The sequence below is a fragment of the Micromonospora sp. NPDC048842 genome (assembly GCF_040649935.1).
GTDB classification, from domain to species: Bacteria; Actinomycetota; Actinomycetes; order Mycobacteriales; family Micromonosporaceae; genus Micromonospora; species Micromonospora hortensis.
Genome location: NZ_JBEZGK010000017.1, coordinates 94359 through 113844, shown reverse-complemented (window position 1 = coordinate 113844; position 19486 = coordinate 94359). Strand labels below are relative to the sequence as shown.

Sequence of the window (19486 nt, the reverse complement as noted above, 5' to 3'; positions counted from 1 at the left end):
GGCCGGTCCCGTACCGGTGCGCCCAGGCCGCTGACTAGGGTCTGAGCATGGTCGCAACTATCCGGTACGAGGACATCGTCAAGGTCCCGAAGGCGCTGCTGCACGATCATCTCGACGGCGGGCTGAGGCCGGCGACGATCGTCGACCTGGCCGCCGAGGTGGACCACGAACTGCCCACCACCGACCCGGAGGCGCTCGGACGCTGGTTCGCGGACGCGGCGGACTCCGGCTCCCTGGAGCGCTACCTCGAGACGTTCGCACACACGGTGGCGGTCATGCAGACCGCGCCCGCGCTGCGTCGGGTGGCCCGCGAGTGCGCCCTGGACCTGGCCGCCGACGGCGTGGTCTACGCCGAGGTGCGGTTCGCCCCGGAGCAGCACCTGGAGCGGGACCTCAGCCTGGACGAGGTGGTCGAGGCGGTGCTGGCCGGGTTCGCCGAGGGCACCGCCCAGGCGGTCGAGGCGGGCCTGACCATCCGGGTGGGCACCCTGCTCACCGCGATGCGGCACGCCGCCCGTTCCCAGGAGATCGCCGAGCTGGCCGTGCGGCACCGGGATGCCGGGGTGGTCGGCTTCGACATCGCCGGGGCCGAGGCGGGCTTTCCGCCCACCCGGCACCTGGACGCCTTCGAGTATCTCCAGCGGGAGAACTTCCACTTCACCATCCACGCCGGCGAGGCGTTCGGTCTGCCGTCGATCTGGCAGGCGATCCAGTGGTGCGGGGCGGACCGGCTCGGCCACGGGGTGCGGATCGTCGACGACATCGCCCCCGACGGCTCACTCGGCCGGCTGGCCGCGTACGTCCGGGACAAGCGGATCCCCCTGGAGCTGTGCCCCTCGTCGAACGTGCAGACCGGCGCGGTGGCCTCGATCGCGGACCACCCGATCGGCCTGCTGCGGGACCTGCGCTTCCGGGCCACCGTCAACACCGACAACCGGTTGATGAGCGGCACGTCGATGTCGCGGGAGATGTCGCTGCTGGTGGAGACGTTCGGCTACGGCTGGAAAGAGTTGCAGTGGTTCACCATCAACGCGATGAAGAGCGCGTTCATCCCGTTCGACGAGCGGCTGCGGATCATCGATGACGTGATCAAGCCGGCGTACGCGAAGTTGCTCGCCTGAGCTCAGTCATGTGGGTGGCCGGCGAGCAGCCCGGCCACCCGGCGCAGCACCTCCCGGGCCCGGGCCGCCTCCGCGCCGAGGCCCATCTGTCGACGCAGCACCGCGGGCTCGGCCCGTAGCAGCGCCACCCCGCGCCGAATCAGCACCCGGGGTGCTTTGCGCTGCTCGGACAGGTCGCGGGCGAGCCGGCGTAGGAAGGTGGCCCCGCGCGGGCGGCGCAGCGCGTACGCCCCGGCGAGCAGGCCGCGGCGACGGCACTCCTCGACGATCTCGGCGGCGAAGATCCCTTCGGCCACGAAAAGTGGCGATCCGGCGACATCAAATGGCCGGGTGGCCACCCGTCGATCGGCGCCGATCGCATAAACCGGCACATCGGCTCGGCCCTCACGGGCAAGTTGGGCAATGATTTCCACCGCACTGGGGGCGTCCCAGGAGTGCGGCGATTCCCAATCCACCTGGCCGTTTCGTCTCGGCAACGTAGGGTCATCGCCGTCTTTGTAGAAGTCGTCCAAGCAAAGCACCGGCAAGCCGGTTTGCTGCGCTATGTACGACTTTCCGGACCCCGATGGGCCGGCCAGTAGGACAACTCGGTGCGGATGTTCCATTACCTTCAGTTACTCCGGCCAGACAGACTGCTATCAAATCGCATCAACATCTCATCACACCTTCGGTCTGGGACAACCTGGGCTTTCTTCTTGTCGACCGTCGTGATGGAATCTCGGGGGTCCGACCCGCCGGGTCGGACGCTGGGCGTTGCCCGGGGCAACGCGTTCAAGCTGTAATCGCGAGGGCGGTGACGTGAGCAAACGGCCAAAGACGGCGGGCTCCTTCCTGTCGCGGCTGCGCCGGCCGGCCAGCCGGCTCCGGGACATGCCGATCTGGTCCAAGCTCGGTCTCATCATGATCGTGCCGACCATCGCCACGGTCGTGGTGGGCACCAGTGGTCTTATCGACCACGTGGAGACGCTCAACAATGCCAACCGAGCTGGCGACCTGGCGAATCTGTCGAGCTATTCAGGTGACCTGGTCGACAGCCTGCAGGACGAGCGGACCGCCGCCGTGCTGTTGTTGGGCGCGAACGGGACGCAGCCGACGGCGCAGTACCAGGAGGCCTACAACCGGGTGAACTCCCGGGTGGATCAGGACGCGGCCCCGTACCGGCAGCAGCGGGCCGAGGTCGAGGACCTGCCGAGCAGCCTCGAGGGCCTGCTCGACAGCATCGACCAGAACCTTCAGGACCTGGCGGGCGTCCGCAGCCAGGTGTTCAACGGAAAGCTCGCGCTCACCGAGACCGTGCAGGCGTACGAGGGTCTGATCAGTGACCTGCTCGCCATCCGCGACTCGTCCACGCAGCTCGCCGGTGACAACCAGCTCAGCGACCGGATGCGCGCCGCCGCGGCGGTCGCCCGGGAGAAGGAGTTCCTGGCCGTACGCCGGGTCGTCGTGCACCGCGCGCTGGGCGTTCAGGGCCGACAGCGCCTGACCCCGGCACTGCGCAGGGACTACGTCGCCAGTGACACCGGCCAGCAGCAGGCTCTGCAGAGCTTCAAGGCCGTCGCCACCCCTGACGACGCGAAGTTCCACGACCAGACGGTCGCGGGCGGCGACCGCCGGCAGGCACAGAACTACACCGGCTGGATCGACGGCAACACCACCGGCGACATGCGCGGTGCGCCGTTCGGCCCGGACCAGTGGGAAGCCGCCATGACGGCCAACGCCAAGCTGATCCGCACCGTCGAGGTGAAGCTCGACAGTGAAGTGGTCAACCAGGCCGACGCGCTCCGCTCGGACGTCCAGCGCCAGGTCTTCCTGGAGACCGGCCTGCTGCTCAGCATGCTGCTGCTGGCCATCCTCTTCGCCTACCTGGTGGCCCGCTCGATGGCCCGCTCACTCCGTGAGCTGCGGCAGGGCGCGCTCTCCGTGGCCCAGTACGGCCTGCCACAGGCGGTGGCCCGTCTGCGCGACCCGCAGGTCGTCGGGCAGCTCTCCCCGGTGCAGCTGGCCAACCAGATCGCCGAACCGCTGCCGGTGCGCAGCAAGGACGAGTTCGGCCAGGTGACCGAGGCGTTCAACGCCGTCCACCTGGAAGCCGTCCGCACGGCCGCCGAGCAGGCGGCACTGCGTGCCTCCGTCGCGACCATGTTCGTCAACCTGGCCCGCCGTTCCCAGATCCTGGTCGACCGCCTCATCGGGCACCTCGACCGGCTGGAGCGCGGCGAGGAGGACCCGGACCGGCTGGCCGAGCTGTTCCAGCTCGACCACCTGGCCACCCGGATGCGCCGTAACGACGAGAACCTGCTGGTGCTCGCCGGTGCCGACTCCACCCGTGTGCAGCGTGAGCCGGCCGCCCTCATCGACGTGCTGCGTGCCGCGCAATCCGAGGTCGAGCACTACACCCGGATCGATTTCGGTGTCATCGACCGCGACATCGAGGTCGCCGCGCACGCGGTCAACGACCTGGTGCACCTCGTCGCGGAGCTGTTCGACAACGCCACAGCGTTCTCCCCGCCCGACTCGCAGGTCATGGTCGAGGCTCGCCGAGTCGGCGACCGCTCCTCGCTGTACGTCGAGGACCGCGGCATCGGCATCAGCGCCGACCAGCTGCACGACCTCAACGAGCGGCTCGCGACGCCGCCCCAGGTGGATGTGGCAGTTTCCCGGATGATGGGCCTGGTCGTGGTCGCCCGGCTGGCGTCGCGGCACGGTGTCCGGGTCGAGCTGCGCCCCGGCAGCGATCGCGGCACGGTCGCCGAAGTGAGCCTGCCCACCTCGGTGCTGGTGCCCCGGGCGCTGTCCGGTCGGGTGCAGCAGCCTCCGGCGCTGCCGGCGGCCGGTACTCACCAGTTCGGTGGTCCGCAGTCCGGTGCTCCCCAGTTCGGTGGTCCCCAGTCCGGTGGGCCCGCGCCGGTCTTCGGCGCGCTGCCCGCGCTGGGCAACGGCCCCCGCCCGAGCGAGTCCGGTAACCAGGTCACCCTGGGCGGTCGCCCGTTCGACCCCGCGACGCGCAACGGTGCCGGCACCCCGGCCAATGGTGGTGCGTACCGGTCGATGCCGGCCTGGTCCGATCTGACCGGCGCGGCCGGGACGAACGGCGTCAACGGTGGCGACGGGTTCACCCCCCGGTCGACCAACGGCCAGGGCATCGACCCGCTGCCGCAGCGCCGGGCCGGGGACGAGACCCCGACCACCGGCCAGCAGCCGTCCATCCCGCGTCAGCTGCCGAGCAGCCCCGAAACGCACCCGTACTCGGCGCCGCCCGTCTCCGCGCAGCCCTACTCCGGTGCCCCGGTCTCCGCCTCGCCGGCCTCCGGCCAGCCGTACTCCGGGCAGCCCTACTCGGGTGCGCCGTACGGCGGCGCGCCGGTGTCCGCCGCTCCGGCCTCCGGGCAGCCGTACGCCGGTCCGCCGGTGTCCGCGTCGCCGGTCTCGGCCTCGCCGGCGTCCGGTCAGCCGTACTCGAACCAGCCGTACTCGGCGCCGCCGGCGTCCAGCCAGTCGTTCAGCGGCTTCGCGCCCCGGTCCGCCCCGCCCGCGCAGGCACCCAACGCCCCGGCGCCGCCGGCCTGGCCGCCAGTGCCGGGTAGCGACCGGGACACGGCCACCCCGCCGGTGCCCGAGCGGCTCGCCGCCGCGCTGGACATGACGACGGAGCTGCCGCGGGTGCCGCGACCCGGCGAGCAGCCGGCCGCAGCCCAGCCTCCGGCTCCTGCGCCGACTCCGGCAGCGGCTCCGGCTCCGGCTCCGGCTCCGGCTCCGCAGGCTCGGCCGGCACCGCAGCAGCCGCAGGCACAGAACCGTCAGCGGTACGCGGATGAGACGATGGAGCTGCCGATCTTCCGGGAGCTCGAGTCGGCCTGGTTCCGTACCCGTCGCCCGGGCTCCGAGGAGACCGCGGCCGGCGCTCAGCCAGCGACGAACGGCGACTCCGCGACCCAGCAGTTCGCCACGGTCGAGGCCACCGGTCGGGCAGTCCACAAGACACCACCCGGGACGACAGGTAACACACCGATGGCAGACACTCCGACGGTCGGAGGAGCGCCGCGGGACAACGGCTCCACAGCGAACGAGGGCGCTCGCCCGAGCCTCGCCGAGAGCCTGCCGAACCGCCGGCCCCAACCGCAGAGCAACGGCTGGCAGACCGCCGCCGACGACGGCTGGCGTGCTGCCTCCGCAGCGGCCGGTGCGGCGCCGGTGAGCGAGACCACCACTACCGGTCTGCCGAAGCGCAAGCCGATGGCGCAGCTGGTACCCGGTGCGGTAGAAAAGCCCACCACTTCGGTCCAGCGGCGCTCCCCGGAGGCGGTTCGTGGCCTGCTCTCCGCCTACCACCGGGGCGTGCAGCGAGGGCGTAGCACCTCGGACAACCCGACCAGCCCGGAGGCAACTCCGGGAGGGCAATCCTCGCAGTCTGGCTCAGGCCCGGTGGCCGGGAGCGGGCAGAAGGAGCAAGAAGGATGACAACTACGCAGGATCTTGGTTGGCTGCTGGCCAACTTCGCCGACCGGGTGCCCGGCGTCGCGCATGCGGTCGCCGTATCGGCGGACGGCCTACTCCTCGCGTCGTCACGGGATCTGCCGCGCGACAGGGCAGACCAGCTCGCCGCGATCTCTTCGGGTCTGGTCAGCCTGACCCAGGGGGCAGCACGCTGCTTCGAGGGAGGCGCGGTGTTGCAGACCGTCGTGGAGATGGACAATGGCTTCCTGTTCCTGATGTCCATCTCGGACGGCTCGTCCTTCGCCGTGCTGGCAGCCCGCAGCTCCGACGTGGGCCAGGTTGGCTACGAGATGGCGCTGCTGGTCGACCGGGTGGGCGACGCACTGACCCCGCAGCCGCGTGCGGCTGCGGGCATGCTGGGCTGACGTCTAGCCGATCGTGAGGTCGGCACGACTGCAACAACGACAACGACGGGTTTCACCGGTGGGAGCCGGTAACGGGTGCGAAGGAGGTGAGCGGCGAGATGGCCGATCGTGACGAACCGACCGGAGCGTTGGTCCGTCCATACGCCGTGACCCGTGGTCGCACCCGTCCCCGGCTCGACATCGCGCTGGAGGCGCTCGTCGAGACGACGGTGCGCGGCCGTACCGCTGCCAATGGCAACGGTGGTGGCCGCGAACACCAGTACATCGCCGCGCTGTGTGACGGTCGCGTGCAATCGCTCGCGGAGATCGCGGCGCGGATGCAGCTCCCGCTCGGTGTGGCCCGGGTGCTCATCGCCGACATGGCGACGGACGGCCTGGTCGCGGTCCACGAGCCGACCATTTTGGACGACTCCGACGACGCGGTGGGCACTGAACTGCTGGAGAGGGTGCTGAGTGGACTTCGCAGGCTCTGACATGTCGCACCGCCCGCCGAACCCGAGCGGCCGCGTGACGTCGGCGAAGATCGTTATCGCCGGTGGATTCGGCGTCGGTAAGACGACGCTGGTCGGCTCGGTCTCGGAGATCACGCCGCTGACCACCGAGGCCATCATGACCTCCGCTGGCGTGGGCGTCGACGACACCCGGCAGGTGCCGGGCAAGACGACGACCACGGTGGCCATGGACTTCGGCCGGATCTCGATCGACCGTGACCTGATTCTGTACCTGTTCGGTACGCCGGGTCAGACCCGTTTCTGGTTCATGTGGGACGAACTGGTGCGGGGTGCGATCGGTGCGGTCGTGCTGGTGGACACCCGCCGGCTGGCCGACTGCTTCGCGGCGATCGACTTCTTCGAGCACCGACGCCTGCCGTACCTGGTGGCGATCAACTGCTTCGACGGTATGCAGTACCACGACCCGCAGGACGTCCGGGACGCCTTGGCGATCTCGAGCGACGTGCCGGTGGTGGCCTGCGACGCCCGTAACCGGGAGTCGACGAAGCACGTGCTGATCTCGCTGGTCGAGTACGTGCTCACCATGCGCCGTACGCGCGCCGTCGCCCCGGCCTGATCGCGGCGCTGCACGCCCCGGTGGTGGCTCCGGCCGCCACCGGGCGCTGCCAGCCGCCCCGGTGAGTGCCTCCGCGCTGGCTCGTCGCTCAGACGACCCGGCGCGCCGCCGAGCCGCCTCCTGACGACCTGGAAGCTGTCAGCCCCTCCCCGGGGCACAGGCCAGCCACGGTCCTCGCGAGGCGGCTTCTGCGTGCCCGGGGGATCGCCCTGCTGAGACGGAAGCGCCCCCAGCCAGCTGGCTGGGGGCGCTTCCGCGTGTGAGAGGGGAATCAGGACTGGTAGCCCGCCGAGCGGTACTCGTACTCCCGGTCGTCGTCGCGGTCCCCGTGGTCGCGGCTGAAGTCCCAGCCTCCGGCCGCCTCGCGACCGGGCCGACCACCCACAGCGAAACCGCCGATCTCCTGGCCGCGGCGCCAGCCACGGAAGTAGCCTGTCGTGTTCTCCGCGAGGCTTGCCGCATCACGCACTATCCGCAATGGGCGCTCCTCGCGCAGCGGCGAACCCGGCACCAGGTTGGCCTGCGGCACGCGCTTGGGCAGCCCTGCGTTGGTCTCGGCGCCCACCGCCGGGCGGGCGGCCTGCTCTGCGGCCTGCCAGCCGGTGTCGGCAGTGGTCGACCAGTCCAGGTCGGACTCCTCGGCCTGCCCCACGAACCAGGCCGACTTGGCCTGCGCGAAGATCAGCAGATCGCCGTCGCCCTCGTCGGCGACCGGCGGCGGCCGGTGCTCCATGGGCGGCGGCCGGTGCTCCATCGGCGGTGGCCGGTGCTCGACCGGCGGCGACGGCCGGTGCTCGGCGGCGCGTTCGGTGCGGGCGGCCGCCCGACCGTTGCGAGCGGCCTGCTCGCGGTCGACCAGGCGCAGCGGCGGCGTCTCCAGGTGCTGGTCCACGGGAGGGTTGAGCCCCTCGCGCAGCGCCCGGTCGGCCAGCGGCGGTGGCTCCACCAGCCGCAGCATCGGCGGCTCCGGTGGCAGGTCGTCCGCCAACCACGGCGGGGTGACCCGACCGTCGGCCCGACCCGGGTCGGTGGGGGCGTCGACACCGCGGCTGCCGCCGTACGAGTAGGCCACCGGGTTGTTCGGTGAGCTGTCGGAGGGGTCCTCCGGGTTGTTGACCAGCGGCCAGTTGGCTCGGGAGCCGGGCGGTGCGGTCTCCTGCCCCGGTCGGGGGGTCGGCACCGGAATGCTGAGGTCGGTGGCGCTGAACCCGCCGGTGGGCGGCTCGTCGACAGGGCGTTGCTGGTGGCTCGGCCGGGGCTCGCCGTTGGTCTTGGGGCGGGGCGGAATGACAGTCCGCTGCCGTTCGGCCCGCGCGTTGTTGATCGCGGCAGTGGTCAGCGTCGGCCGGAACGGCTCACCGGCCTCGGCTGGCGGCACCATGCCGCGTTGCGTCGGCGCGATCGGGGTGATCCCGGGCGGCGGAGGCGGCGGCGAGGAGACGGGCCGGTTGGTCGGGCCGTCGATCCGGCTCGGAAGCGGCTCGCTACGACTGGGCAGCGTGGACGCCGGCGGACCAGCCATCGCCGCCGGAGTCATCGGCGCGGGGGCGACCGGCGGCGGCGTGACCGGCGCGGGGGCGACCGGCGGTGGCCCGAGCGGGCGGGGCGACGCCAACGGCGCGTTACCGGGGACCGGCTCGGGACGGCTGCGCCGCCCGACAGCGGGTGCCGGGTCGGCGGCTGGCGGGTTGGGGCGGACCGACCGCAACCCGGCGTTGGTGCCGGCGAGGCCGGTCATCCCGGCGTTGGCGCCGGCCAGGCCGGTCAACTCGCCGACGGACTCGCCACGGCGGGCCGCGGCCCGGCGGCCGGGTGCCTGAACGGGCGTGGTGACCCGTGAGCTGAGCGCGCTGACCAGCGCCTCACACCCGGCGTCGCAGGCCCGTACGGAGGCGACGGCCTGGCGGACCGTCTCGGCCACCGCGGACGTGAGCGCCCGGTTGACCGCGGCACGTCGGGGTGTCTCGGAGATGGCGACCCGCAGGGCGGTGACCGCCTCGTTGATCTCTTCGGCGTCGGCGACCCCGTCCGCGGCGAGGTGTGCGGCGATGGCATCCGCCGCGACCGACACCTCGCGGCCCCGGGCCACGGTGCCGCCGAGCATGCCCGGCTCGGGCAGCGCGTCCAGCACGGCCAGGGAGACCGGCTCGGCCGGGTCCGGGTATGCGCGCAGGGCCGCCGGGTAGAGCTCACGCAGAACTTCGCGCAGCGCCACGGCGGCGGAGTGTCGGCCACTGGCCAGCGCGGCGTGCGCGGAGAGCACCTGCTTGTAACCGGCGAGGTCCCGGGGTGCCGGCAGGGTGACGGCGGAGAGCGCCCCCGCCTGCAACGCGCGGGCGAGGCCGACCGCTTGTCGTTCGGCCGGAGGCGACTGCATCTCCTCAAGGGAGTCGTCGTCGGCGAACCGCTCGGCGAAGTCGTCCACCGAGTCGTCGTCGGCGATCGCCAGGGGTCGCCCCGCCGCGCTCAGCAGCGAGGTGACCGTGTGGTCGTCGCTGTCGGCGGCGATGGCCGCACCGCTCGGCCCGCCCGACCGCTCCACGAGCAGCGCGACGAGCTGGGCGTAGCCAGCGGCGTCATCGCTGATCTCGCAGACATGCAGCAGACGGCCTGCGTCGTCGACCACAGCGGACGTCAGCGTCGAACCGGCGGAGGCCGGTCGGTCAGCCGGATCCGCCGAGGCCAGACCGCAGTAAACGCGCACGAGCGCCACGGCGTCGTCCTCCTCCCGGGACAGGTCTTCCTCTGCCAGCAACTGATGCTCCCCGGTACGGGTCAGTCGCGCCAGTCCACCACCGCAGAGATCTTGCCGACAATGGTGCGCCAACCCAAACTTGCGGTCTGCGCCCCGATCTTCTTCAGCCGTCGCCGAGCCATGAACGCGCCGATTCCACCGTTGGCGGTGCCACGCAGCGCCTCGTCCAGGTCGTCGAGGCTGGAGCCGGCGGAGAGCATGTCGAGTACCGCAGGCAGCCGCAATGCGTACGAGAGGTCACGCGCGGCCTCGCCCGCCTCGATCAGCAGGGTCGAATCCCACGTGTCGTGCCCGCCGCGCAGGTTCTCCACGACCAGGTCGAGCTCGTAGGTGTCCTCGTCGAGCGGAGCGATATCTGCCGGCTCCACCCGTTCGGACAATTCATTCCAGCTGTCCAGTTGGGACAGATCGTTTGGCGCACCGGATCGGATGAAACTGACAAGCGACTCGGGGGTCTTGAACAGCAGCAGCTTGCCTCGGTTGCTGAGGAAGACCGGCACCTCCTCGTCGTCCGCCTCGTCCGTGACGGCCTCGTCCGACTCGTCGTCGGTCTCGGTGTCGGTGGCGGCGCCGTCCCGGCGGTGCTTCGACTCGTCGTCCTCGTCGGCGAACTCCTGGGCCAGCTCCTCGTCGAGGATGACGACGGTCTCGTCGTCCTCTTCCTCCTCGATCGCCTGGCGGCGCGCGAGGAACGGGTCGTCCTGGTCGCGCTCGGTCACGTCGGTCGGAGTCAGCGAGCTGGCCGGTCGGTAGGCCCGGAGCGTGAAGCCGGTGCCGGCGGGCAGGGCGATCTCCACTGGGTCGATGCGCAGCTCGTCCCAGAGTGAGCGGTCGGTCGACACCGATGGGCGCTCGGTCTCGTCTGGCTCGGCCGCGCCGGTGGTGTCGTCGAGCTCGGGCTCGTCGGCGTCGGGCCGTTGGGGCGACTGGCGGGCCACGCTGACCTCCGTGTGCTTCGGGTTGCCCACCCACCGGGGTCTCTGACCGGCGAGTGACTCTGGGCACATACCCTAGTCGGCAGCCCTGGGTGACCGATGCCCGCACCCCGGTGGCCGGTTGGCGCACGGGTCCGACCTGCTGGTCGTCACCGCTGGCGAAGCGGCGGTTCGACAAGTAGCGTAGCTACGCATGAAGGCCCAGGAACTGCACGGCCATCTCGACGCTCTGCTGCTCGCCGTGCTCGAACAGGGCGCGCTGCACGGCTACGCGATCATCGAGGCGTTGCGCGCCCGCAGTGACGGCAGTCTGGATCTGCCCACCGGCACCATCTATCCGGCGCTCCGTCGCCTGGAACGCGCCGGCCACGTGGCGAGCACCTGGAGCACTGTCAGCGGCCGGGAACGGCGGACGTACCAGCTCACCGACTCCGGCCGGCGGGCGTTGGCCGGGGAGCGGGCCGGCTGGCGCGAGTTCCAACTGACAGTCGGCCGGTTCCTCGATCCCGGCAGCCCGCCCACCCCGGCCTGACCCTCTCGGCTCCGCCGCCGATCAGCGGGTGGCGGCCAGCAGCCAGCCGCGAGCCGCGCGGGTGAGCGAGAAGTAGGCGCCGCCCACCAACACCGCGCCGATGATCATCGGTGGCCAGTGCGCCGCCGCGTCCCAGAGGTTGAGCGACCAGGTGAAGAGGGCGCTGCCGGCCACTATGCCGAGGATCAGGACGCCGGTCAGGCCGGCGCCCACGGCACGCTGGGCCAGAGCCAGGCCCGGCCGGGGCGCCCGCGCGGTCGCCCAGACCACCAGCAGACCGGCCACCGAGAGCGCCAGCGCGCTCATCCAGATCCAGTCGACCGAGTTGGAGAGCAGCAGATAGCCGGCCGGGGGACGTGGGCCGCCACTCCAGCTCGACCCCCGCCAGGTCAGATCACCGGCGACCACCCCCACCCCGGCGATCGCCAGCATCCGCAGGGAGAGCCCACGCAGGGCGCCCACCGCCAGCTCGGCCTGCCAGGACGGGAGCACCTGCGCCGGTGAGCCGAACTCCACCACCGCCCGACGCTGCGCCTCGGTGGGTGGCACCCCGCTCTCGCGGTACGCCTCGACGGCGTCCAGCAACCCGTGCCGGGCCTCGGTCAGTAGGTCGGTCTTGAGCCGCGCCGGCCCCTGCAACCGAGCGGCCAGCTCCCGCAGGTGCTCGTCGACCATCACGTCCTCACCGCGCCCCATGGCACCACACTGCCACGGACTCCCGCCGGTCGACGTCCGGGAGAACCCTGGTCCGCCCCCGGAGTCGGGTCAGGGGGCGAGCGCCAGGTAACCCCGTTCGGCAGCGGCCTGGAGCAGCCACTGGTCCCGGTACCAGCCCGCGGCCGCCACCAACTCGGCGTGCCGCCCGCGCTGGATCACCCGACCGCCGTCGAGGACCACTATCTCGTCCAGGTCGGCCAGCCCGCTGAGCCGGTGGCTGATCAGCAGCACCGAGTGCCCGACGGGGGTGGCGGCGAGGGCGGACGCGAGCACCGCGTCCGCGGCGGTCGGGTCCAGACCTTCGGTGGGCTCGTCGAGCACCAGGACCGGCGGCGCCGCGAGCAGGGCCCGGGCGAGCGCCAGTCGCTGCCGCTGCCCGCCGGAGAGCTGCCCGCCCTCCTCGCCGACAAGCGTGTCCCAGCCCGCCGGCTGCGCGTGGACCCAGTCCAGCAGGCCGGCGGCGGCGGTGGCCGCGGTCAGCTCGTCCTCGCCCGCTCCGGCCCGCCCGAGCAGCAGGTTCTCCCGCACCGTGGCATGGAAGACGTACGCCTCGGCCAGCAGCCCGCCGACCGCGCGCGGCAGCGCCTCCTCGGCGTACGCCGAGAGGTCGTGACCGTCGAGGGTGACCCGGCCGGAGGCGGGCCGGACGGTGCCGGTCAGCACGGCGGCCAGTGTGCTCTTGCCGGCGCCGCTCGGGCCGACGACAGCGATCCGGCGTCCCGCCGGCAGGTCCAGGCTGACCCCGTCCAGGGCGGGTGCCGCACCGGCCCGGTACCGCACTGTCACGTCGTCGAAGCGCAGCTTGTGCGGGCCGGTCAGGTCCGTTGGACCGGTCGTCGGCGGCGCGGTCGGCGGGTCGGTGTCGAGCAGGTCGGCCACCCGGGTCAGGCCGGGCCGGAGCTGCGTCCACTGCCGGGCCGCGGCGACCAACGCCAGCGTCACCTCGACGGCGGCCAGTGTGCCGACGGCGAGGACGCCCACCAGCACGCCCGACACGTCGGCGGCGAGCGCCACCAGTACCACCGCTGCCGCGGTCGCGCCGGCGGCCAGCACGCCGGCCGCGTCCACAGCGAACCCGGTGGCGGCCAGCCGACGTTCCAGCCGGGCCAGCCGGTGGGCGCGCTGCTCGGCGGCGCGCAGCGTGACGTCGGTCGCCCCGAACGCGGCCAGGTCGGCCGCGCCGTGCGTGAGGTCGATCGCGTCGGTGGCCAGCGCACCCCGCAGGGGGGCCACCTCGGCCGCGCTGCGGCGGGTGACAGCGGTGGCCAACGCGGGCAGCGCCACCCCGGCGACCAGCAGCCCGACGGCGAGCGCGCCGGCGGCCGGTGGTGAGATCAGCGCCGCCACGGCGACCGCCGACACGCCGACCACTGCCGCCGCCGCGGCGGGCACCAGCACCCGCAGCAACAGGTCCTGGACGGCCTCCACGTCGGAGACCAGTCGGCTCAGCACGTCACCCGAGCGGTGCGCCGTGCCACGGCGGGCCGCCAGGGTGGCGAAGACCCGGGCTCGGACGTCGGTGATCATGCGGAGGACCGCGTCGTGCCCGGCGAGCCGTTCGGTGTAGCGGAACACGCCCCGGCTGATCGCCAGCGCCCGGACCGCGACGATCGCCACTGTGAGGCGGTCCAGCGGAGGCTGACCGGCGGCGCTCATCAGCAGCCAGGTGGCGGTGGCCATCAGGGCCAGGCCGGCGAACTCGGTGGCGGCCGCCAGCAGCCCGGCTCCGACCAGGCGGCCCAGGTACGGCCGGGCCAGTCGCAGCACTGCCCGCTCGGCGGCGGCCCGCCCGGCCGGTGCCGCTGGCCCGTGTTCGGCGGTCATCGCGCGGCCTTCCCGGTCGGTTCGGGCGTCAACTCGGTGACCCGGCCGTCCTCGATGCGCAGGATCCGGTCGGCGTCGGCCAGCAACGCCGGTCGGTGCGCGACCAGCAGCGCCGTCCGGCCGGCGACCAGGCGACGGGTGGCGTCGAGCACCACCGCCTCGGCCGCCGTGTCGAGTCGGGCTGTGGGTTCGTCGAGCAGCACCACCGGGGCGGCGCGCAGGAACGCCCGGGCCAGCGCCACCCGCTGCCGCTGCCCACTGGACAGCCCGTGACCGCGCTCACCGAGCACGGTGTCCAGGCCGTCGGGCAGGCCGGCCACCACGTCGTCCAGGGCGGCATCGTGCACAGCGGCGGTGAGGACGTCGGCCGGGGTGTCCGGCGCGCCGAGGCGGATGTTGTCGGCCAGCGAGGCGGCGAAGAGGTGGGCCCGCTGCGGCACCCAGGCGAGCTGCCGACGCCAGGCGTCCGGGTCGGCGGTGGCGAGGTCGACCCCGTCCACCGTGATCCGGCCGCTGGTCGGCACCACGAAACCCAGCAGCAGGCCGAGCAGCGTGCTCTTGCCGGCGCCACTGGGACCGATGATGGCGATCCGTTCGCCGGGCCGGATGGTCAGCGTGACGTCGCGCAGCGCTGTGGTCCGCTCGTACGCCACTGTCACCCCCTCGAACCGGATCTCGGCCCGAGCGTTGGGGACGGAGGCGCCCTCGGTGGCCCGTGGCGCGGTGGGTGCGGCGGAGACTGTCAACGCCTCGTCCAGCGCGGCCAGCCCCTCCATGCTGGCGTGGAAGCGGCTACCGGCGGCCCGCAACGGCAGGTACGCCTCCGGGGTCAGCAGCAGCACCAGCAGCGCGGTCTGCAGGGCCAGCCCGCCGCCGAGCAGGCGGATGCCGACCGGCACCGCTACCAGCGCCACCGAGAGGGTGGCGACCAGTTCGAGGACCAGCGCGGAGAGGAACGCGATCCGCAACGTCTTCATTGTGGCGACGCGGTGACCGTCGGCCATCCGGCGTACCACGTCGGTCTGTGCCCGGGCCCGCCCGAACGCGCGCAGCGTGGGCAGCCCGGCGACCATGTCCAGGAAATGCCCGCCGAGCAACGCGAGCCGCCGCCACTGCCGCTCGGTCGCGGCCTGCGCCTGCCAGCCGAGCAGCGCTCCGAAGACCGGGATCAGCGGCAGGGTCAGCGCGATGATCACCGCCGAGCTCCAGTCGGCGAAGACGACCCGCGCCAGCACCGCGAGGGGCACCGTCACGCTGAGCACCAGTTGCGGCAGGTACCCGGTGAAGTACGCGTCCAGCGCGTCCAGCCCACGCCCAGCCAGGGTGGCGATCTCACCGGCCCGCTGCCCGGCCACCCAGCCAGGCCCGTGCCGGCCCACGGCGCCGAGCAGGTCGGCCCGCAGCGTGGCCTTGACCGTGGCGGCGACGCGCGCCGAGACCGTGCCCTGCGCCCAGACCAGTGCCGAGCGGGCGGCGACAGCGATCACGAAGCCGGCCAGCGCCGGTCGATCCAGCCGACCGTCGATCGCGGTGGCCAGCAGCGACGCGAGCGCTGTGGCCTGCGCCACGATCAACCCGGCGGCCAGCACCCCCAGGAGCCCGAGCACGGCAAGATCGCCCCGGGCCGCAGGGACCCGGCGCAGCAGACGCGGGTCGAACGGACGGCGGCTCACCAGTACACCGGTGCCCTACCGTCGGTCCGTCCTCGGAAAACCCACCAGCACATCGCCTGGAAGCCTAGTAGGGCCGGAAGTAGCGGCAGCGCCACCCAGCCCAGCAGCCGCAGTGTCGGTGCGCTGGCGGCTGCGTCGGCCACCCGCAGCGAGGCGTCCGGATCGGTCGTGGACACCAACACGTAGGGCCAGAGAGCGGCTCCGACCAGCAGCACCGGCAGCGCCAGGGCCGCGCCGGTGGCGACCAGAGCCCACCCTGGCCGCCGCCGAGCCAGCGCCGCGCGGGCAGCCAGCAGCACCGCGACGAGCAGCACCGGCAGGAGTACGGCCACCGCCGGCCGCTGCACTGCGTCGCGTACCCGGGCGGAGAGCAGGCCCACGACGGTGGCCACTGCGACAGCGGTGAGCGCCACCGGCACCAGCCGGCGGGCCGTGCGACCGACCACGGCGGCGGCCTCGGCCGGCAGTCGTAGGGTGAGGAATGTCGCCCCGTGCACCGCGACCACTGTGACCATGGCCAGCCCGGCGGCGGCCGCGAACGGGGTGGCCAGGTGCGTCACCCCGGCGACGTGCCCGTCGGCCTGGAGGGGTACGCCCTGCAACAGCGCGGCGAGCAGCACACCCCAGCCCAGCGCGGCGAGGGCGCTGCCGATCACCACGACGCGGTCCCAGCGGGCGCGGATCCGCTCGTCACTGGGCCGGCTGCGCAGTTGCACCCCGGCGGTGACCAGGATGACGCCGACCAGGGCACCGGCGACGGCCGGATAGCAGCCGGCGAGCAACTCGCCCTCCAGGAGGGGGAACGCGCCGAAGAGAATGCCCACGGCCGCCACCAGCCAGACCTCGTTGCCGAGGAAGAACGGGCCGAGCGCGGTGAGCGCCTCCCGCCGCCCGGCCGGACCGACGCCGCGGGCGAGCAGCAGCCCGACGCCGTAGTCGTAGCCGGCGAGCACCAGGTAGCTGGCGAAGAAGAGGCCGAGCAGGGCGTACCAGGCGAGGTCCACTGTCTACTCCTCAGAGGAGGGCGGGTTCGGGGTGGGCCGGCTCGCTGGGCGGCGCCGGTGGCCGACCGAGCGCCGGGTCGGCCGCGCCACGCCTGGCGTGCCGGGCGAGCAGCACCCAGTTGGTGACGGCGAGGGTGCCCAGCAGCAGGCTGAACCCGATCAGCGAGGTGAGCATCAGCGGTGCGCTGACCGGGGAGACGGCCTGCTCGGTGGGGAGCAGCCCGTACGCCACCCAGGGTTGACGGCCGACCTCCCGGGAGATCCAGCCGAGGATCACCGCGATGAACGGCAGCGGCAGTCCGAGCAGGATCAGCCAGAGCGGGAAGCGCAGTCGGATGACCCAGTCCCGGAAGAGCAGGGGTAGCAGCAGCCAGACGCAGCCGAGGGTGAAGCCGATCAGGATCATGAAGCCCAACCCGACGCTGGCCAGCACCGGTGGGGTGTAGTCGCCGGGGCCGAACCGCGTGGTCCAGTCGGCGATCAGCGCCTGGGCCTCCGGGCCGTTGCCGCCGAACTTGGTCGGCTGCACCGAGCCCACCGGGCCGAACTGGGCGAAACCGAAGCCCTGCACCATCGTGATGGCCAGTGCCGCGGTGACCAGGCCGATCCGCAGCGAGGTGCGGAAGAGCGCGAAGTCAGGGGTACGCCGGATCAGGTGCCCGGCGCTGACCGCCGCCATCAGCATCCCGCCGACCAGCAGCGCCGCCGAGACCACGTGCCCGAAGGCCATGCCGAGGCTGGGATTGGTGAGCAGCGCGCCGAAGTCGGTGAGGTGGGCGATCCCGTCGCGGACCTCGTAGCCGACCGGATTCTGGAGCCAGGAGTTGGCCACCATGATCCAGAACGCCGAGGCGTACGCGGTGATCGCCACGCCCCAGAGCAGCGCGAGGTGGACGCGCTTGCCGAGCCGGTGCCAGCCGAAGATCCACATCCCGAGGAACGTGGACTCCAGGAAGAACGCCACAAGCGTCTCGATGGCCAGCGGCGCGCCGAAGACGTTGCCGACGTAGCGCGACAGGCCACTCCAGTTCAGCCCGAACTGGAACTCCATCACGATGCCGGTGGCGATGCCGAGGACGTAGTTGATCACGTAGAGCTGGCCCCAGTAGCGGGTCAGCCGTTCCCACTTCGGGTTGCCGGTGAGCGCCCACGCGGTCTGCATGCCGACCAGCAGGGTGACCAGTCCGAGCGTGACCACCACGAACAGGAAGTGGATCGAGGTGGTGGTGGCGAACTGCAGGCGGGCGAGGAGCAGGGTGTCCATGACCAGCCCTCCATAGCGTTGGCTCCCTTGTCGTAGCCACCCTACACGTAGCTAGCCTACATAAAAACTCTACTACGCCTTGTAGTAGACAATACTACGACGATGCGTAGTAGCTGCGTTTGCTGGGTGGTGCGGCGAGGCAACGCCGGGCGAGGGGGCGGCCTATGCCGCTTCGCCGCCTTTGCTCTGCTTCAACCCACGCAACGGTTCTGCCGCGAAGGTGGTGCGTGGGTTGAAGCAGAGCAAAGGGGGACTCGAACACCTGCCTGTCCGGCCGGCGACACGCCGTCACCCGGTCAGTGGCGTGGAACGGGGTTGGCGCGTCAGCTCAGGAAGAGGGTGACCGGGAGGGCGACCAGTGTGGTGGCAACCGCGAGGGCGGTGGCACCGAGAACCCGCGGCGGCCGGTCGCTGACCAGCAGGCGCTGCACCCGTACGTCGAGATCCCGGTCGCCCATGCCGAGCGCGCCGGCCGGGGTGATCCGGTGCCCGGCGGCGGCGAACCGGCGCAGAGCCCCTGCCAGCGGGGCCTCGGCGTGCAGCTCACGGGCCTTGTCGTCGGCGCGCATCTCGACCAGCAGGGCGACCCGCTCGTGCGCGTCGCGCACCCAGCCGAACCACGGCAGCGCCCGGCACAAGGCGGTGAACGGCAGCAGCACCAGGTCGTGCCGCTCGTGGGCGTGCGCACGCTCGTGGCTGAGCACCGCGGCCAGCTCGGCCCGGTCCAACAGGCTCAGGGTGCCGGCGCTGACCACCACCTGCGGCTTCACGCCCGGCAGGCAGTACGCGGCGGCGCTCGGATGATCCAACACCAGCGCGCCCGGCGCGGCCGGGTCGTTCCGGGCGACGAGGGAGAGCAGGTCCCGGTGGCGACGCTGGGCGCGTACGGTGCCATGGATGCTGCGCACCGTCGTCGTGACCAGCACCGCCCCGATGCCGAAGCCCACGCCGACGCCGGCCAGGTGGAACGTGCCCACCCCGATCGGCAGGGCGCCGTGGGCGAGGTCGTTGGCCAGGGCGAGCAGTGCGCTGCCGGTCGGCCGGTCGTACGCGCTCAACCCGAGCGCCATCGGCAGGCCCATCGCCGAGAGGCCCAACGCCAGCCCGACGGCCTGCCAGCAGATGATCGCCACCCGGGGGCTGCGCCACGTCCAGGTGGAGCGGGCCAACACCTGGGCAGTCAGATAGCAGGCCAGCATCGTGGCGGCGAAGTGCACGGCGTAGGCCATGGCGCGCGCCCTACCGCTCCGCTGCCTCGCCGGCGGGTCGTCGGCCCGCCGGCCCGTCCACCCGGTCGGTCAGGGCATCGGCCGCGCCCGCGTCGCCACCGGTGGAGCCAGGCCCGGTCAGGCCGGCCTCGCTGCCCAGGGCCGCTCGCAGCACCTCGGCCTCGGTGCCGGTCACCGAGCGGGCGAAACGCACCAGCGCGGCGTCCCGGCTGCCACCCAGGTCGAGGGCGTCGAGCATGAGTTGAGCGATGTGCGCCTCGCGGCTGGCCGCTGGGCGGTACCGCCAGGCTCGACCCTCTCGCTCCCGTTGCACCATGCCCTTGCCGGCGAGCCGGTCCAGCACTGTCATCACAGTGGTGTACGCCAGCTCACGGCCATCGAGCGCGTCGGCCACCTCGCGCACGGTCACCCCGTCCGACGTGCCGGGAACCACGTCCCACAGCACGTCCATCACCGCACGCTCAAGATCGCCCAACCGAGTCACGGACCAATCCTACCCCCGGTA

The 19486-nt window shown here is 72.5% G+C and carries 16 protein-coding genes; 6 read left to right on the top strand and 10 right to left on the bottom strand.

The features are described from left to right. The first annotated feature begins 47 nt into the window (after positions 1-47). A complete protein-coding gene (locus AB0C19_RS23045; RefSeq protein WP_357188467.1) occupies positions 48-1121 on the top strand; it encodes an adenosine deaminase in 1074 nt (357 codons plus the stop codon). Positions 1122-1123: 2 nt separating this feature from the next. On the opposite strand, the gene AB0C19_RS23040 is transcribed toward AB0C19_RS23045, so the two are convergent. Beyond that, entirely contained in the window at positions 1124-1417 is a 294-nt protein-coding gene (locus AB0C19_RS23040) for a hypothetical protein (RefSeq protein ID WP_357188465.1), read from the bottom strand. 502 nt (positions 1418-1919) lie between these two features. On the opposite strand from AB0C19_RS23040, the gene AB0C19_RS23035 reads away from it, so the two are divergent. The 4 genes from AB0C19_RS23035 (at position 1920) to AB0C19_RS23020 (ending at position 7048) form a co-directional block, all read left to right on the top strand. Beyond that, positions 1920-5579, top strand: coding sequence for a nitrate- and nitrite sensing domain-containing protein (locus AB0C19_RS23035; protein WP_357188463.1), 3660 nt, complete (start codon positions 1920-1922; stop codon positions 5577-5579). Then, positions 5576-5980: a roadblock/LC7 domain-containing protein gene (locus tag AB0C19_RS23030; protein WP_030329023.1), complete on the top strand. Its 405-nt coding sequence runs from the start codon at positions 5576-5578 to the stop codon at positions 5978-5980. Before AB0C19_RS23035 ends, AB0C19_RS23030 begins: the two co-directional genes overlap by 4 nt. 98 nt (positions 5981-6078) lie before the next feature. Continuing rightward, on the top strand, positions 6079-6453 hold the full coding sequence (locus AB0C19_RS23025; protein ID WP_124820399.1) for a DUF742 domain-containing protein: 375 nt from the start codon (positions 6079-6081) through the stop codon (positions 6451-6453). A gap of 1 nt (position 6454) precedes the next feature. Next, on the top strand, positions 6455-7048 hold the full coding sequence (locus AB0C19_RS23020) for an ATP/GTP-binding protein (protein WP_007455465.1): 594 nt from the start codon (positions 6455-6457) through the stop codon (positions 7046-7048). Between the two features lie 271 nt (positions 7049-7319). Here the strand turns inward: AB0C19_RS23020 and AB0C19_RS23015 are convergent, their stop codons facing one another. Both AB0C19_RS23015 and AB0C19_RS23010 read right to left on the bottom strand, forming a co-directional pair. Then, entirely contained in the window at positions 7320-9785 is a 2466-nt protein-coding gene (locus AB0C19_RS23015; RefSeq protein ID WP_357188515.1) for a transposase, read from the bottom strand. A 38-nt stretch (positions 9786-9823) separates the two neighbouring features. Continuing rightward, positions 9824-10771, bottom strand: coding sequence for a DNA primase (locus AB0C19_RS23010; protein ID WP_357188460.1), 948 nt, complete (start codon positions 10769-10771; stop codon positions 9824-9826). 160 nt (positions 10772-10931) lie between these two features. On the opposite strand from AB0C19_RS23010, the gene AB0C19_RS23005 reads away from it, so the two are divergent. Continuing rightward, the gene (locus tag AB0C19_RS23005) at positions 10932-11270 is read left to right on the top strand and encodes a helix-turn-helix transcriptional regulator (protein ID WP_238684472.1); all 339 of its coding nucleotides are present in this window, start codon (positions 10932-10934) and stop codon (positions 11268-11270) included. A 21-nt stretch (positions 11271-11291) separates the two neighbouring features. Here AB0C19_RS23005 and AB0C19_RS23000 read toward each other — a convergent pair whose 3' ends face one another. The 7 genes from AB0C19_RS23000 to AB0C19_RS22970 all read right to left on the bottom strand — a co-directional run bounded on the left by AB0C19_RS23000 (position 11292) and on the right by AB0C19_RS22970 (position 19465). After that, entirely contained in the window at positions 11292-11966 is a 675-nt protein-coding gene (locus tag AB0C19_RS23000; protein ID WP_357188458.1) for a permease prefix domain 1-containing protein, read from the bottom strand. Positions 11967-12035: 69 nt separating this feature from the next. Further along, entirely contained in the window at positions 12036-13811 is a 1776-nt protein-coding gene (gene cydC, locus AB0C19_RS22995) for a thiol reductant ABC exporter subunit CydC (protein WP_357188456.1), read from the bottom strand. Beyond that, entirely contained in the window at positions 13808-15484 is a 1677-nt protein-coding gene (cydD, locus tag AB0C19_RS22990; protein WP_357188454.1) for a thiol reductant ABC exporter subunit CydD, read from the bottom strand. The genes cydC and cydD overlap by 4 nt, the downstream gene beginning before the upstream one ends. After that, positions 15481-16488, bottom strand: a complete 1008-nt coding sequence (locus tag AB0C19_RS22985; RefSeq protein WP_357188452.1) for a cytochrome d ubiquinol oxidase subunit II — start codon at positions 16486-16488, stop codon at positions 15481-15483. The genes cydD and AB0C19_RS22985 overlap by 4 nt, the downstream gene beginning before the upstream one ends. Before the next feature lie 10 nt (positions 16489-16498). After that, complete coding sequence (locus tag AB0C19_RS22980) at positions 16499-17752, bottom strand: cytochrome ubiquinol oxidase subunit I (RefSeq protein WP_357188450.1); 1254 nt, start codon at positions 17750-17752, stop codon at positions 16499-16501. Between the two features lie 323 nt (positions 17753-18075). Then, a complete protein-coding gene (locus tag AB0C19_RS22975; RefSeq protein ID WP_350862213.1) occupies positions 18076-18981 on the bottom strand; it encodes a M56 family metallopeptidase in 906 nt (301 codons plus the stop codon). 10 nt (positions 18982-18991) lie between these two features. Then, positions 18992-19465: a BlaI/MecI/CopY family transcriptional regulator gene (locus AB0C19_RS22970; protein ID WP_357188447.1), complete on the bottom strand. Its 474-nt coding sequence runs from the start codon at positions 19463-19465 to the stop codon at positions 18992-18994. Between the last annotated feature and the right edge of the window lie 21 nt (positions 19466-19486).

What these genes read in the sequence shown, in the direction of transcription:
- AB0C19_RS23030 (WP_030329023.1), top strand. Translation starts at nt 5,576, where the DNA reads ATGACAACTACGCAGGATCTTGGTTGGCTGCTGGCCAACTTCGCCGAC.
- AB0C19_RS23020 (WP_007455465.1), top strand. Translation starts at nt 6,455, where the DNA reads ATGTCGCACCGCCCGCCGAACCCGAGCGGCCGCGTGACGTCGGCGAAG.
- AB0C19_RS22975 (WP_350862213.1), bottom strand. Translation starts at nt 18,981, where the DNA reads ATGGCCTACGCCGTGCACTTCGCCGCCACGATGCTGGCCTGCTATCTG.
- AB0C19_RS23025 (WP_124820399.1), top strand. Translation starts at nt 6,079, where the DNA reads ATGGCCGATCGTGACGAACCGACCGGAGCGTTGGTCCGTCCATACGCC.
- cydC (WP_357188456.1), bottom strand. Translation starts at nt 13,811, where the DNA reads ATGACCGCCGAACACGGGCCAGCGGCACCGGCCGGGCGGGCCGCCGCC.
- AB0C19_RS22980 (WP_357188450.1), bottom strand. Translation starts at nt 17,752, where the DNA reads ATGGACACCCTGCTCCTCGCCCGCCTGCAGTTCGCCACCACCACCTCG.
- AB0C19_RS23045 (WP_357188467.1), top strand. Translation starts at nt 48, where the DNA reads ATGGTCGCAACTATCCGGTACGAGGACATCGTCAAGGTCCCGAAGGCG.
- AB0C19_RS23000 (WP_357188458.1), bottom strand. Translation starts at nt 11,966, where the DNA reads ATGGGGCGCGGTGAGGACGTGATGGTCGACGAGCACCTGCGGGAGCTG.
- AB0C19_RS23005 (WP_238684472.1), top strand. Translation starts at nt 10,932, where the DNA reads ATGAAGGCCCAGGAACTGCACGGCCATCTCGACGCTCTGCTGCTCGCC.